We start from the raw sequence: 13,532 nt of genomic DNA, 5'->3' as shown, positions 1-13,532 counted from the left end.
CTGCGAACAGGTCCCGGAGAACCCTGGTTTGTTATCCTCATGGATTGTTGACTCTTCAAGGACGAATCCATGACCAAGTTCGCAGGGATGCTGATTGCCGTGGCGGTGCTCGCCGGTTGCGCCTCGACTTCCAAACCGCATTGGCACAAGCCCAACGCTTCTGCAGATGATGCCTATACAGAACTCTCTGCTTGCCGTTTCCAGATCGGACTGAGTCAGGTCCCCAAGAAAGAGCAGGAGCTCATGGTGGCGCACTGCATGCGTGGCAAGGGTTTCCGTCTGCTGGCCAACGACAGCTGACGCCTGCCGCTCAACGGCACAGGAGCACCACAAGAGCCCCTGCATGGCCCCGCCATGAAGGGGCTTTTTGTTGGGCCGCTCGCAACGAGCGGCGATTGGTGTTTTTGCCTGTCTGGCTACCTTGTGCCTACATGGACTCAGAAAGAAAAAAGTCCGCTACCTGTTCGATAGCGGACTTTTCTGTATCTACTTGGTGCCGGAGAGATGAATCGAACACCCGACCTTCTCATTACGAATGAGCTGCTCTACCGACTGAGCTACACCGGCATCAACCGAGAATTATAGCTCGGAGTGGTAGCTGGTAATTCGCTCTACCTCGTTCTTAGAGCCGAGCATCACGCTCACTCGCTGGTGCAGCTTGGTGGGCTGGATGTCGAGAATGCGTTGGCGCCCGTCGGTGGCGGCGCCGCCTGCTTGCTCCACCAGCCAGGCCATGGGGTTGGCTTCGTACATCAGGCGCAGCTTGCCGGGTTTTTCGGGTTCGCGCTTGTCCCAGGGGTACATGAAAACGCCACCCCGGCTGAGGATGCGGTGCACGTCGGCCACCATGGACGCGATCCAGCGCATGTTGAAGTCCTTGCCGCGCGGACCTTCCTTGCCTTGCAGGCATTCGTCGATATAGCGCTTCACCGGTGTGTCCCAGTGCCGCATGTTGCTCATGTTGATCGCAAACTCTTTGGTGTCTTCGGGGATGCGGATCTGGTCCTGGGTGAGTACCCATGAACCCTGTTCGCGGTCCAGAGTGAACATGGCCACGCCATCACCCACGGTGAGCACCAGTGTGGTTTGCGGCCCATAGACGCAGTAGCCGGCCGCCGCCTGCTGGTTCCCTGCCTGCATGAAGTCCTGTTCAGATACGCCAGGGTGCGGGCCGGTCTTCTTCAGCACGCTGAAGATGGTGCCGATGGAGACGTTGACATCGATGTTGCTGGAGCCGTCCAGCGGATCGAACATCAGCAGGTACTCGCCCTGCGGGAAGCGGTTGGGCACCACGTAGATGCCTTCCATTTCCTCCGATGCCATGGCCGCCAGGTGGCCGCCCCATTCGTTGGCTTCGATGAGCACCTCGTTGGCGATCACGTCGAGCTTCTTCTGGACTTCGCCCTGCACGTTTTCAATGTCGGCGGAGCCGAGCACGTCGCCCAGCGCTCCCTTGTTGACGTTGATGGCGATACGCTTGCAGGCGCGAGCCACCACCTCGATCAGCAGGCGCAACTCAGGCGGAATGCGTCCGTGGACACGCTGTTGTTCGACCAGGTAGCGGGTGAGTGAAATCTTGTTGCTCATGAAAAAGTCTGGGTGATGGAGGGAGGAGGATGACTTCTCACTCGGCGAGCGAGCGGGTGACCACCTCACGCACGTCGTTGCTCAAATGGCTTCTGGCGGCCACGCGGGTGATCGCTTCGCGGGCCGATGCGCGGTAGGGTTCTTCCAGCTTTTTCCAGCGGTCCAGCGCGCGCGCCAGACGGGCAGCCACCTGCGGGTTGAATGCGTCGAGCTCGATCACACAGTCGCTCCAGAACTGGTAGCCCGCTGCGTCGGTCCTGTGGAAGGCTCCGGGGTTGGCGCTGCAGTAGCTGAAGATCACGCTGCGTGCGCGGTTGGGGTTCTTCAGGTTGAAGTCGGGGTGGGTCATCAGGCGGCGAACGGCCGGCAGCACATCGCCGCCACGGTCGGGGGATCCCGCCTGCAGGGCAAACCATTTGTCCAGCACCAGTGCCTCGTTGCGGAACAGGTGGTGGAAGCGGGCCAGCGCGTCACTTGCCAGCGCGTGGCCGCTGACCACCAGGGCCGAGAGCGCGTTGAAGCGATCGGTCATGTTGCCGGCTTCCTTGAAGCGCTGCAGTGTCTTGCCGGGCCACACCGGACTGCCGCTGGCACGAGCGGCCAGACAGAGCATGGTCAATGCCATGCCGGTGAGGGCACGGCGTCCCGTGCTCAGTGGGTCGGGTTGGTAAGCGCCGTTGTCGCGATGGGTCTCAAGTGCCCAGACCCAGTCGTCGTGCAGCGCCTGCGCCAGTTGTTCGCGCATGGCTTCGCGCACGGCGTGCACCCGCTGGGGGTCCACCACGTCGAGTTGTTCCGAGATGTAGGTTTCCGATGGCAGGGTGAGCACCAGTTCCTTGAAAGCCGCATCCAGCGTGGCGTGGCGCAGCACGGCGCGCATGGCTTCAATGAATGCGCTGTCGAGTGGTTCGTTTGGCACTGCACCTTCAGCTGCGATGGCCTGCAGAGCAAGGCGCAGGGCCAGGCGCTGACCCGCTTCCCAGCGGTTGAAGGGGTCCACGTCGTGGGCCAGCAGGGTGAGTAATTGGGCGTCGCCGTAGTCGAAGTCCAGCACCACCGGCGCGGAAAAGCCGCGCAGGATGGACGGCACGGGTTCGGCGTCAAGGTTGACGAAGGTGAGGGTTTCGCATTCTTGCGTCAGCACGAAGCTGCGGGTGCCGGCTTCAGGCTGGCTCCAGTGCGCCAGTTGCAGCGGCAGTTCACCGCCCTGGGCATCCAGCAGCCCGATGGCCACCGGGATCACAAAGGGTTCCTTTTGTGACTGACCGGGCGTGGGGGCACAGCTTTGAGCGAGCGTGAGCGAATAGCTGCGGTTGCTGCTGTCGTAAACGCCGATCGCTCTCAGGTGAGGCGTTCCTGCCTGGCTGTACCAGCGCTTGAACTGAGGCAGCAGCCGCGCCAGGTCGGACGCCGGGTTGGCATCGGCCATGGACTGGGCGAAATCGTCGCAGGTCACGGCCTGGCCGTCGTGGCGCGCAAAGTATTGCTTCATGCCGGCGGCAAAGCCGTCGCGTCCCACCAGTGTCTGCATCATGCGCACCACTTCGGCGCCTTTTTCATACACGGTGACGGTGTAGAAATTGTTGATTTCCACATAGCTGTCCGGCCGCACCGGGTGGGCCATCGGACCGGCGTCTTCGGGGAATTGTGCGGTGCGCAGCACGCGCACGTCCTCGATGCGTTTGACCGCACGGGCCGAGGGTTCGGCGCACAGGTCCATGCTGAATTCCTGGTCGCGGAAGACGGTCAGGCCTTCCTTCAGGCTCAGCTGGAACCAATCACGGCAGGTCACGCGGTTGCCGGTCCAGTTGTGGAAGTACTCATGTCCCACCACCGACTCGATGTTGGCGAAGTCGGTGTCTGTGGCGGTGGCGCTGTTGGCCAGCACGTACTTGGTGTTGAAGATGTTCAGGCCCTTGTTCTCCATGGCGCCCATGTTGAAGTCGGCGGTGGCCACGATCATGAATCGTTCCAGATCGAGTGGCAGGCCGAAGCGGGCTTCATCCCAGGCCACGCTGGCGATCAGCGAGTTCATGGCGTGTTCGGTCTTGTCCATGTCGCCGGGGCGCACAAACACCTGAAGCAGGTGTTCGGTGCCGCTGCGCGAAACGATACGCTGCTCGCGTGCCACCAGCTGACCTGCCACGAGTGCGAACAAGTAGCACGGCTTTTTGTGAGGATCGACCCATTTGGCAAAGTGGCGCCCATCGGCCAGTTCGCCTTCTTCCACCAGGTTGCCGTTGGACAACAGCACGGGGTACTTCTTCTTGTCGCCCCGCAGGGTGACGGTGTAGCTGGCCATCACGTCCGGGCGGTCCAGGAAGTAGGTGATGCGCCGGAAACCTTCGGCTTCGCATTGCGTGAAGAATGTGCCCTGGCTCACATACAAGCCCATGAGCTGGGTGTTCTTTTCAGGTACGCAGGTGGTGAAGATTTCCAGATCAAAAGGCTCTGTACCTTCAGGCAGGCTTTCAAGCACCAGTTGGTTGCCGTCCATTCTGAACGAGCAGCCTGCGCCGTTGACCAGTACGCGCGCCAGGTTCAGGTCCTCACCGTCCAGGCGCAGGGCCTGCGCAGGCACGTCGGCATTGCGACGCAGCCGCATCTTGTTCAGCACCCGGGTCTTGGCGGGGTCGAGATCGAAGCTCAGTTCGACTGTGTCGATCCAGTAGGCGGGCGCGGTGTAGTCTTCGCGGCGCACCACGGTGGTGGGGCCCTCACGCATTGAACTCATGCTCAGACTCCTTGTTTAAGAGATGCTTCAATGAAGACATCGAGATCACCATCCAGCACCTTCTGCGTGGCCGAAATTTCGACGTTGGTGCGCAGATCCTTGATGCGGCTGTTGTCCAGCACGTAGCTGCGGATCTGGTGACCCCAGCCCACGTCGGTCTTGGTGTCTTCGAGCTTTTGCTGCTCTTCCTGCTGCTTGCGCAGCTCAAAGTCGTAGAGCTTGGAACGCAGACGCTGCCACGCCGTGTCTCGGTTGCTGTGCTGGCTTCGGCCATCCTGACACTGCACCACAATCCCCGTGGGCATGTGCGTGAGGCGCACGGCCGAATCGGTCTTGTTGATGTGCTGGCCACCGGCGCCCGATGCCCGGTAGGTGTCGGTGCGCACATCGGCGGGGTTGATGTTGATCTCGATCGAGTCGTCGATCTCGGGGTAGACGAACACCGAGGCGAACGAGGTGTGGCGGCCACCCGAGCTGTCGAACGGGCTCTTGCGCACCAGGCGGTGCACGCCGGTTTCGGTGCGCAGCAGGCCGAAGGCGTACTCGCCCTCGATCTTGATGGTCGCGCCCTTGATGCCGGCGGTGTCGCCCGCCGTCTCATCTTCGATGGTGGTCTTGAAACCCTTGCGTTCGGCGTATCGCAGATACTGGCGCAGCAGCATGCTGGCCCAGTCACAGGCCTCGGTGCCGCCAGCACCGGCCTGGATGTCCAGGAAGCAGTTCAGCGGATCAGCGGGATTGTGGAACATGCGCCGGAATTCGAGCTTTTCCACCTCAGCCGCGATTTTGGCGGCTTCACCTTCGATGGTGATCAGGCCCGCTTCATCGTCATCGTCGAGCGACATGTCGAACAGTTCGGTGTTGTCCGACAGTTCACCGGTGAGGCGGTCCAGCACGTGCACCACGTCTTCGAGCGATTTTTTCTCACGTCCCAGATCCTGCGCGCGCTTGGGATCGTTCCAGACCGTCGGGTCCTCCAGCGCGGATTCGACTTCCTTCAGTTTGGATGCTTTGGCATCGTAGTCAAAGATACCTCCGGAGCTCGACCACGCGAGTGGTCAGGTCTTCAAGCTGGCTGCGGATGGTGTTGCTGCGTTCTGCGTCCATGGGGAGTACCTTCGTCAAAATTCTGCGGAAATGGGTCGGAGGCGTTGCCAGGAGCGCGCCCGCCGAAACAGCGATTTTCTCACGTCAGCCGCCCTCCGCACCGGAGTGCGATCTGCCACGAGAGAGGTACCCCCAAACCAGGGGCGACAAGGGTCCGGCTCCGCCGGCCCGAGCCGCCGTCCCCCTCCAAGCCGAAGGCGCCAGAGAGGGGGAAGCCGCGTCAGCGGCGCAGGGGGTGGTTAGTTCAAGAAGGATTCGATCAGCCGAGCCAGTGCATCGGGTTGATCGTGGTGCAGCATGTGGCCTGCATCGGCGATCACAGCGTTTTGCAACAGGGTCACAGCGCCCAATCGCTCATGGTACTGCGCCAGCGTGAAGCTGCCTTTCCACCACTGGCTCAGGCTGTCGTCGCTGGCCGTCACGCTGAGCACGGGCGCGCTGATGCGGCGGTAGATTTCCAGCGCCTCATCCACCTGGTAAAGGTGGGCACTGACCACCTTGTGAGCGGGATTGCCCAGAATCTCCCACTGCCCTTGTCCGTTCTGCGACGCCCAATGCCGGGCCAGCCAGGTGGCCTTGTCTGCCGGCAGCCTGGGGTTGGTTTTCATCAGGCGGCGTGCCACGCCTTCGGGTGAGTCATAAGCCTTGAGCGCCATTTCCCCAGCGTGCAGCGACTTGATTTCGTCAATCCATTTGGCGTAGCGACCGGGTGCCTGGGCAGGCTTGGTCGCTGGGAGACCAAAGCCTTCCAGATTGACCAGGCGTCGGATCCGATCGGGGCGCACGCCGCCGTACATCATGGCCACATTGCCCCCCATGCTGTGGCCCACGAGGTCGACTTGCTGGCCCTTGGCGAAGTGATCAAGGAGGAGGTCGAGGTCGGCCAGATAGTCGGCAAACCAGTAGCTGTCAGGTGCAGAGCCGGGTTCGCGGGTCAGGCCAAAGCCGCGCCAGTCCGGGGCGATGATCCAGCGTTCCATTTGCAGGGCGTCCACCATGAACTGCCACGAAGCGGCCACATCCATCCACCCGTGCACCAACACCAGTGGCGCCTGGCCCGATGTGGGCGCACCCCATTGCCGAACGTGGTATTGCAAGTGGCGGATGGGGACAAACGTGCTCTGCGAAGGCTTCTTGGCTTGGTACATTCGCCAGATCATAGTGAACACAACGGAGACAGGCGATGCCATCGAGTCAACGCAGCGACACGGGCCAGCGCGGAAAAACGGTTGCCATGCGGCGTTCCGCAATCGCCGGGAAACGATCGATCACGGACAGCCACGAGGCGCTGCACAGCGGGTTTCGGTGGCATGTGCCACAGCGCTTCAACATGGCAGAGGTCTGCGTGCGGCGTTGGGCGGAAAACGCCGCCACCGCCTCCCAAACCGCTGTGATCGCGTGCGCGCCGGATGAGCCCGACCGCCACCACAGCTACGCGGAGCTGCAGAACCAGGCCAACCGCTTGTCCAATGCGCTCACGGCGCTGGGTGTGAAACGCGGCGACCGGGTTGCCATTGTGCTGCCTCAGCGCTTCGAAACTGCGGTGGCTTACATGGCCGTGCTGCAGATGGGCGCGGTGGGCATGCCGCTGTCGCAACTGTTCGGCCCGGAGGCGCTGGCCTACCGCCTTCGCGATAGCGAAGCGGTGGTGGCGATCTGTGATGCCAGCACCCTGGGAGGATTGCATTCTGTCAGCGACGACTGCCCGCTGTTGCACTCGGTGATCTCGATCGATGCGACCATGCAGGGCGCTTCGGCGCTGGACTGGGCGGCGGTGCTTGCTCAAGAGCCTGACGCGTTCCCGCTGGTGCAGACACATTGCGACGAGGCAGCGGTATTGATCTACACCAGTGGGACAACGGGCAACCCCAAGGGCGCACTGATTCCGCACCGGGCGCTCATCGGCAACCTCACAGGTTTCATATGCAGCCAGAACTGGTTCGGCTTCGACCCGTTTGATGCCAGCTCTCCATCTTTAGCGGTGTTCTGGTCGCCGGCTGACTGGGCCTGGACCGGCGGGCTCATGGATGCGTTGCTGCCAACGTTGTACTTCGGTCGGCCCATTGTCGGCTACAACGGGCGCTTCTCGCCACAGATCGCGTTTGAACTGCTGCAACGGCATGCAGTGACGCACAGCTTTCTGTTTCCGACCGCTCTGAAGGCGATGATGAAAGCCTGTCCTGAACCCAAGAAGCAGTACCGCTTTGAGTTGCTGGCGTTGATGAGCGCGGGCGAGGCTGTGGGCGATGCGGTGTTTGACTACTGCCTTCACCAGTTGGGTGTCACGGTCAACGAAATGTTTGGTCAGACCGAGATCAACTACATCGTGGGCAATTGTTCGCGCCTGTACCCTGCCAAACCAGGGAGCATGGGCAAGGCATACCCGGGTCATCGCGTCGCCGTGATCGACGAAGCCGGCAACGAGTCCCCGGTGGGCGTGCCGGGTGATGTGGCGGTGCACCGGCTGGACCGGCATGGACAGCCCGACCCTATCTTCTTTCTGGGCTACTGGAAAAACGAGGCGGCCACGCGGGCCAAGTTCACTGGTGACGCCACCAGCAGTTGGTGCCGCACCGGCGACATCGCGGTTCGCGACGCCGATGGCTACCTCTGGTACCAGGGCCGTGCCGATGACGTGTTCAAGGCGGCGGGCTACCGCATCGGTCCTGGGGAAATCGAGAACTGCCTTGTCAAGCACCCCGCGGTGGCCAATGCGGCGGTGGTGCCCAAGCCCGACGCCGAGCGGGGAGCGGTGGTCAAGGCCTATGTGGTGCTCTCGCCCGACCATGTCGGACAAGGCAACGAGAAGCTGGTGAAGGCTTTGCAGGCCCATGTGAAGGGCAAGCTGGCGCCCTACGAATACCCCAAGGAGATCGAATTTGTCGATGCCCTGCCCATGACCACCACCGGCAAGGTGCAGCGTCGCGTGTTGCGATTGCAGGAGGAGGAACGGGCACGTGCTGCAGCGGGTGCGTGTGCCGTCTCGCAGGCTTGAGGCTTTTGCAAGCACAACGCCCCAGAAGACCCGGCCGGGCCTTCTGGGGCGTGCCGAATGATCAGCGTGCGGCCGACTCGGCCACGTAGATTTCCACCCGGCGGTTCTGCGCGCGGCCATCCGCGGTGCCATTGTCGGCGATCGGCTGGCGCGAGCCTCTGCCATCGGTGGCAATGCGGACCGGCGAAACGCCGCGTGCCACGAGGTAGTCGCGCGTCGCGTTGGCCCGGTCAAACGACAGGGGTTCGTTGATCGCGTCACTGCCCGTGCTGTCGGTGTGGCCCACGATGGCCACGGCGGTCACCGGGTTGGCGTTGAGCGTGTTGGCGAACTGGCCCAGCACGCGTTGCAGAGTCGGGCTCACCGTCGATCGGCCGGTGGAAAATCCCGCGTCAGCTGGCACGTCAAGCTTGAGGCGGTTGTCCGATGTCTGGCTCACGCCAATGCCGGTGCCTGCGGTGGCGACTTCCATGGCCCGCTTCTGTTCCTGCATTCTGGAGGACCAGATGTAGCCGCCCAGGGCACCGGCGCCTGCGCCGATGACCGCACCCTGGGTTGCGCCTTTGGAGCCGCCGGTGGCGGCCCCCAGCAGCACGCCGGCCAGTGCACCGATGCCGGCGCCCTTGGCCGAATCGGTCTGTGTCTCGCTCATGTTGGCGCAGCCGCCGAGCGCGATGACGGCGGCAAGTGTGGTAATGGTCAGGCCGCGTGTGAACTGGGGAAGGGTTTTCATGTGCAATGCTTTACTGGCTTTGGCGATGATGGAACATCAAGGGAATGTGAGCGTTCCAGGCACCATCCATATGCCCGACGTTTTTCATGGCGACTGACCCGCTGCCAGATGCGCTCTAAACTTATACCCCGGCCGATCGCTCGGGCCTCAATTGCTACCTGACTTTACAAAGTATTTGCATGAATCAAATTCCCTTGGGCACCAGCGCCCTGCAAGTTGCTCCCATCTGCCTTGGCACCATGACCTTTGGCGAGCAGGTCAATGAAGACACCGCGCACAGCATCCTGGACCGATCCCTGGAGCGAGGCGTCAATTTTCTGGATGCCGCCGAGATGTATTCCGTGCCAGCGCGGGCCGAAACCTGCGGTGCCACCGAGACCATCCTGGGCAACTGGTTTGCGAAGGACGCCGGCTTGCGTGCCAAAGTGGTGCTGGCCACCAAGGTGGCCGGTCCGTCGCGCGGCATGCCCTGGATCCGCGGTGAAAACGCTGGCGTGAGCAAGTCGGAGATCCTCAAGGCCTGTGACGACAGCCTGCGCCGCCTGAAGACCGACGTGATCGACCTCTACCAGATTCACTGGCCTGCGCGCAATGTGCCGGCATTTGGCCTGCTGACATTCGACCCCACCAAAGACAAGCCCTGTGCGTCGGTGCTGGAGCAGCTGGAAGCCATGGCCGAGCTGGTGAAGGCCGGCAAGATCAAGGCTGTGGGCCTGTCCAATGAATCACCTTATGGCGTGCACGAGTTCGTGCGCCTGGCTGAACAGCATGGCTTGCCGCGTGTGGCCACGGTGCAGAACCCGTACTGCCTGATCAACCGCAGTTACGAAAACGGCCTGGACGAAACCTGCCACCGTCTGGGCGTGTCGCTGCTGGCGTATTCGCCGCTGGGCTTCGGTTTGTTGAGCGGCAAGTACGACCAGACCGGACTGGTGGGCGATGCCGGGCGCATGGCCTTGTTTGAGTCGATGCGCAAGCAGCGCTGGGGCCGCCCCGAAGCACTGGCCACTGCCATCCGGTACAACCAGCTGGCACGAGACCATGGGCTCACACCTTCGCAGATGGCGCTGGCCTTCTGCTACACCAACTGGCGTGTGGCGAGCACGATCATCGGGGTGACGTCAATGGCCCAGCTTGACGAATGCCTGGACGCCTGGGGTACCACCTTGTCCCCCGAACTGCTTGCCGAGATCGACAAAATTCGCTGGGAACACAGGGATCCTGCTCAGTGAAGGAAACGCCCCCGCCACGCCGCGCGTGAACCCCTCGAGGGGCGATGCCCGTGGCACGGCAAAGCCGGCTACACAGTGTCTCTGGACGGGGTCGCTTCGCGCCGGGGGCTGGTGAGCCCCGGCCAATCAAGTTCCAGACGCGAATCCCTCTGAACGAAATGACCAGAAAACAGCACATCAGTGAAACGCCCGCCACCGCCTGGCTCAAGGCGCACGGTGTAGCGTTCACCGAGCATCCGTACGACTATCTTGAACGCGGTGGGGCGTTACACAGCGCAGAGGTCCTCGGCCTGGATGCGTTTGCCGTGGTGAAGACGCTGATCATGCAGGACGACGCGGGCAAACCGCTGGCGGTGCTGATGCATGGCAATCGCACGGTCTCCACGAAGAATCTCGCACGGCAGATCGGGGTCAAGTCGGTGGAGCCGTGCAAGCCCGAGGTGGCCAACCGTTACAGCGGCTATCTGGTCGGTGGCACCTCGCCATTCGGGTTGAAGCGCGAGATGCCGGTGTGGGTGGAGGATTCGGTGCTGGCGTTGCCTCGCATCTGGATCAATGGTGGGCGCCGAGGTTTTCTGGTTGGGCTGGAACCCGTCGTGTTGAGCCATCCGCTCGGCGCCCTGCCGGTGCAATGCGCGCTGGCAGAATAGGTTGGGAGCCGGCTCGTGCGTCCGGCATGCATGCACAAACACAACTTAGGAGCCACGCTTGGAATTCGTCAATCCGCTTCTGGCCACGGTGGCCGCCTACCTGATCGGCTCGCTCTCGTTTGCCGTGCTGGTGAGTCGCCTGATGGGCTTGAACGACCCGCGCACCTACGGCAGCAAGAACCCGGGCGCCACCAATGTGCTGCGTTCAGGCAACAAGGCGGCAGCCATCACCACGTTGTTGCTCGACGCGCTCAAGGGCTGGCTACCTGTGGTGGTTGTGAAGGTATGGGGCGAAGCATGGGGTCTGGGTGACGGCACAGTCGCCCTGGTGGGATTCGCGGCCTTCCTGGGCCACCTGTTTCCGGTGTTCTTCCGTTTCCAGGGAGGGAAGGGCGTGGCCACGGCGGCTGGCGTGATCATCGCTTTCGAACCCTGGCTGGGGCTGGCTTCGCTGATCACGTGGCTCATCGTGGCCTTCTTCTTTCGCTACTCGTCGCTGGCCTCCATGGTCACCGCCGTGTTCGCACCGTTCTTCTATCTGTTCGGTGACAGGGTGGCCTGGAATGCGCCTGGCGTGATCGTGCTGAGCCTCGCGGTCATGGGCCTCCTGCTGGTCTGGCGCCACGCCGAAAACATCAACCGTCTGATTGCTGGCAAGGAAAGCAAGCTGGGAGCCAAGAAAAAATGAGTTCACCTATCCAACGTCATGGCGTGGCCGCGCGTTACAGTGAAGCTGCTGTTTTCAACGGCGTGGTTTACCTCGCCGGCATGGTGCCCGAGCGGGGTGATACCGACATCCGGGGTCAGACTCAGGACGTGCTCGACCAGGTGCAGCAGCGCCTGGTAGAAGCAGGCAGCGACAAATCGCTCATCCTGCGCACGCAGATTTTCCTGTCTGACATACAGGACATTGCCGCCATGAACGAGGTGTGGGATGCCTGGGTGGTGCCGGGCACTGCACCGCCTCGGGCCACCGTGCAAGCCGCGCTGGCCAATCCGGACTGGAAGATCGAAATCGTGGTCACAGCCGCCCAGGGAGAGAACCAGGTACTTGTCCGTAAATAGGCGAGCGGAGGATGGCGAGGCGATTGGGGTCCAGGGCAAGGCGCAAACCACAGCGATACCTGTAGGTATCGCGAGGATTTGCAACGCCGCCATGCGCTCCAAGCGTCCGCCACGCCGACCTCGACTATTTACGGACAAGTTCTAAGGCATTCGTTGAACAAAGGGCTCTCGTGGCGCTCGCATCCACAGGCCCTTGCTCAGCGCCCTAACGCTTCTCCAGCGTCATCTGATCGTTGTTGCGCTGCATCTGGAAGCGCGTGAGAAAGCTGTTGCCGAGCAGCACGTAGGGCATGGGCTGGGGCGCCACCACCGCGGCCACGTCGTACACCTGCACATCGCCCACACGCACCGAGCTGAGCTGGATCTGGTAGGCGTTCACCGTGCCGTTGGCCGTGCTGATGCGAACCGGACGACCTTCCTTGAAATTCAGGTTGAGCCGTTGGGCCTCAGCCTCGCCAATGGCGATCACGGTGGCCCCGGTGTCGACCATGAACTGCACCGAGCGGCCGTTGATCTGCCCCTGGGGCAGGAAATGACCGCGGGCATCGGCGGTGAGCACGATGCGTTGTCCACCGCCGCTGCTCGGGGTGTTGCCGACGCTGACTGGGGCGTCTCCGACCCGCAGCGTTTGTCGCTGCCCGGCCACTTCCACGGTGGCGCTGTCACCTTGCGCGTTGAGCAGCTTCACACCCTGGTGGCTTTGCCCCGGGCTGAGGAAACGAGGTGCCGCCCCATCGATCACCAGCAGGGCGCGGCTGCCCGACAGACCGGACAGGGCCACCTGCTGCGCCCATGCCGTCGTGGCTGCTGAACCGCCGATCAGGGCCATGGCGATCATCCAGTTGTGCATCGGCTGCTTTCCATCAAAGGGTTGCCGGGTACCACTTCCAGGACGCGTCTGTACAAGATGTAGAACGACGTGTCGCGAGGCTGAAGACTCAATCGCGAAAGTTGTTGAACGACAGCGGCAAATCCTTCATTTCTTCGCGAATCAGCGCCATGGCGGCCTGAAGGTCGTCGCGCTTGGCTCCCGTGACGCGAACGGCGTCTCCCTGAATGGCCCCCTGCACCTTGAGCTTGCTGCCTTTGATGGCCTGCTGGATTTTTTTGCCGTCTTCGGTGCTGATGCCGTTCCTGACCTTGACGACCTGTTTGACCTTGTCGCCGCCGATCTTTTCGACCTTGCCCATGTCCAGGAAGCGCACGTCCACTCCGCGCTTGGCGAGCTTGTTGCGCAGCACGTCTTCGACCTGTGTCAGCTGAAAATCGGCGTCGCCGAAAAGGGTGATGTCCTTGTCCTTGAGTTCGATGGCGGCGCTGGTGCCCTTGAAGTCGAATCGTGTGCCGACTTCTCTAGCCACCTGATCCACGGCGTTTTTTACTTCGACCAGATCGGCTTCGAGGACGGTATCAAATGAAGGCATGGTGA

13 protein-coding genes and 1 tRNA gene are annotated in these 13,532 nt (G+C 62.3%); 6 read left to right on the top strand and 8 right to left on the bottom strand.

Going from position 1 to position 13,532, the window contains the following annotated elements:
* Positions 1-69: 69 nt before the first annotated feature.
* Positions 70-300, top strand: a complete 231-nt coding sequence (locus Q7V46_RS00180) for a hypothetical protein (protein WP_304911474.1) — start codon at positions 70-72, stop codon at positions 298-300.
* A 191-nt stretch (positions 301-491) separates the two neighbouring features.
* On the opposite strand, the gene Q7V46_RS00175 is transcribed toward Q7V46_RS00180, so the two are convergent.
* From Q7V46_RS00175 to Q7V46_RS00155, 5 genes are all read right to left on the bottom strand, one after another.
* A tRNA-Thr gene (locus Q7V46_RS00175) sits at positions 492-567 on the bottom strand.
* Positions 568-579: 12 nt separating this feature from the next.
* Positions 580-1,587, bottom strand: a complete 1,008-nt coding sequence (locus Q7V46_RS00170) for a class 1 fructose-bisphosphatase (RefSeq protein ID WP_304911473.1) — start codon at positions 1,585-1,587, stop codon at positions 580-582.
* Between the two features lie 37 nt (positions 1,588-1,624).
* Positions 1,625-4,312, bottom strand: a complete 2,688-nt coding sequence (gene pepN / locus Q7V46_RS00165) for an aminopeptidase N (protein ID WP_304911512.1) — start codon at positions 4,310-4,312, stop codon at positions 1,625-1,627.
* Between the two features lie 11 nt (positions 4,313-4,323).
* Positions 4,324-5,428 (bottom strand): peptide chain release factor 2 gene (gene prfB, locus Q7V46_RS00160; RefSeq protein WP_304911472.1). Its coding sequence is split into 2 segments (ribosomal slippage): positions 4,324-5,346 and positions 5,348-5,428, totalling 1,104 coding nucleotides; the frame shifts between segments, so codons are not numbered across the junction.
* Positions 5,429-5,667: 239 nt separating this feature from the next.
* Entirely contained in the window at positions 5,668-6,576 is a 909-nt protein-coding gene (locus Q7V46_RS00155) for an alpha/beta fold hydrolase (protein ID WP_304911471.1), read from the bottom strand.
* 86 nt (positions 6,577-6,662) lie between these two features.
* Here Q7V46_RS00155 and Q7V46_RS00150 point away from each other — a divergent pair, with 86 nt between their 5' ends.
* Complete coding sequence (locus tag Q7V46_RS00150; RefSeq protein ID WP_304911511.1) at positions 6,663-8,423, top strand: acyl-CoA synthetase; 1,761 nt, start codon at positions 6,663-6,665, stop codon at positions 8,421-8,423.
* A 61-nt stretch (positions 8,424-8,484) separates the two neighbouring features.
* Here Q7V46_RS00150 and Q7V46_RS00145 read toward each other — a convergent pair whose 3' ends face one another.
* On the bottom strand, positions 8,485-9,156 hold the full coding sequence (locus Q7V46_RS00145; protein ID WP_304911470.1) for an OmpA family protein: 672 nt from the start codon (positions 9,154-9,156) through the stop codon (positions 8,485-8,487).
* 179 nt (positions 9,157-9,335) lie between these two features.
* Between Q7V46_RS00145 and Q7V46_RS00140 the strand changes: the two genes are divergently transcribed.
* From Q7V46_RS00140 to Q7V46_RS00125, 4 genes are all read left to right on the top strand, one after another.
* Positions 9,336-10,388: an aldo/keto reductase gene (locus tag Q7V46_RS00140; RefSeq protein WP_304911469.1), complete on the top strand. Its 1,053-nt coding sequence runs from the start codon at positions 9,336-9,338 to the stop codon at positions 10,386-10,388.
* Positions 10,389-10,546: 158 nt separating this feature from the next.
* A complete protein-coding gene (locus Q7V46_RS00135; RefSeq protein ID WP_304911468.1) occupies positions 10,547-11,038 on the top strand; it encodes an aminoacyl-tRNA deacylase in 492 nt (163 codons plus the stop codon).
* A gap of 58 nt (positions 11,039-11,096) precedes the next feature.
* Positions 11,097-11,726 (top strand): glycerol-3-phosphate 1-O-acyltransferase PlsY, encoded by a 630-nt coding sequence (gene plsY, locus Q7V46_RS00130; RefSeq protein WP_304911467.1) that lies wholly within the window; start codon positions 11,097-11,099, stop codon positions 11,724-11,726.
* The gene (locus Q7V46_RS00125) at positions 11,723-12,103 is read left to right on the top strand and encodes a RidA family protein (RefSeq protein WP_304911466.1); all 381 of its coding nucleotides are present in this window, start codon (positions 11,723-11,725) and stop codon (positions 12,101-12,103) included. Before plsY ends, Q7V46_RS00125 begins: the two co-directional genes overlap by 4 nt.
* Positions 12,104-12,308: 205 nt before the next feature.
* Here Q7V46_RS00125 and Q7V46_RS00120 read toward each other — a convergent pair whose 3' ends face one another.
* Both Q7V46_RS00120 and Q7V46_RS00115 read right to left on the bottom strand, forming a co-directional pair.
* Positions 12,309-12,953, bottom strand: a complete 645-nt coding sequence (locus Q7V46_RS00120; protein ID WP_304911465.1) for a TIGR02281 family clan AA aspartic protease — start codon at positions 12,951-12,953, stop codon at positions 12,309-12,311.
* An 88-nt stretch (positions 12,954-13,041) separates the two neighbouring features.
* The gene (locus Q7V46_RS00115; protein ID WP_304911464.1) at positions 13,042-13,527 is read right to left on the bottom strand and encodes a YajQ family cyclic di-GMP-binding protein; all 486 of its coding nucleotides are present in this window, start codon (positions 13,525-13,527) and stop codon (positions 13,042-13,044) included.
* Positions 13,528-13,532 lie beyond the last annotated feature (5 nt).

Source organism: Hydrogenophaga sp., assembly GCF_030651625.1.
GTDB lineage: Bacteria > Pseudomonadota > Gammaproteobacteria > Burkholderiales > Burkholderiaceae_C > Hydrogenophaga.
The sequence above is the reverse complement of the archived record's forward strand: the minus strand, read 5'-3'. Positions and strand labels throughout refer to the sequence as shown.

Coding starts and splice junctions, on each gene's coding strand:
- pepN (WP_304911512.1), bottom strand. CDS start 4,312: ATGCGTGAGGGCCCCACCACCGTGGTGCGCCGCGAAGACTACACCGCG.
- Q7V46_RS00170 (WP_304911473.1), bottom strand. CDS start 1,587: ATGAGCAACAAGATTTCACTCACCCGCTACCTGGTCGAACAACAGCGT.
- Q7V46_RS00135 (WP_304911468.1), top strand. CDS start 10,547: ATGACCAGAAAACAGCACATCAGTGAAACGCCCGCCACCGCCTGGCTC.
- Q7V46_RS00140 (WP_304911469.1), top strand. CDS start 9,336: ATGAATCAAATTCCCTTGGGCACCAGCGCCCTGCAAGTTGCTCCCATC.
- Q7V46_RS00180 (WP_304911474.1), top strand. CDS start 70: ATGACCAAGTTCGCAGGGATGCTGATTGCCGTGGCGGTGCTCGCCGGT.
- Q7V46_RS00125 (WP_304911466.1), top strand. CDS start 11,723: ATGAGTTCACCTATCCAACGTCATGGCGTGGCCGCGCGTTACAGTGAA.
- Q7V46_RS00115 (WP_304911464.1), bottom strand. CDS start 13,527: ATGCCTTCATTTGATACCGTCCTCGAAGCCGATCTGGTCGAAGTAAAA.
- Q7V46_RS00120 (WP_304911465.1), bottom strand. CDS start 12,953: ATGCACAACTGGATGATCGCCATGGCCCTGATCGGCGGTTCAGCAGCC.
- Q7V46_RS00150 (WP_304911511.1), top strand. CDS start 6,663: ATGCGGCGTTCCGCAATCGCCGGGAAACGATCGATCACGGACAGCCAC.
- Q7V46_RS00155 (WP_304911471.1), bottom strand. CDS start 6,576: ATGTACCAAGCCAAGAAGCCTTCGCAGAGCACGTTTGTCCCCATCCGC.
- Q7V46_RS00145 (WP_304911470.1), bottom strand. CDS start 9,156: ATGAAAACCCTTCCCCAGTTCACACGCGGCCTGACCATTACCACACTT.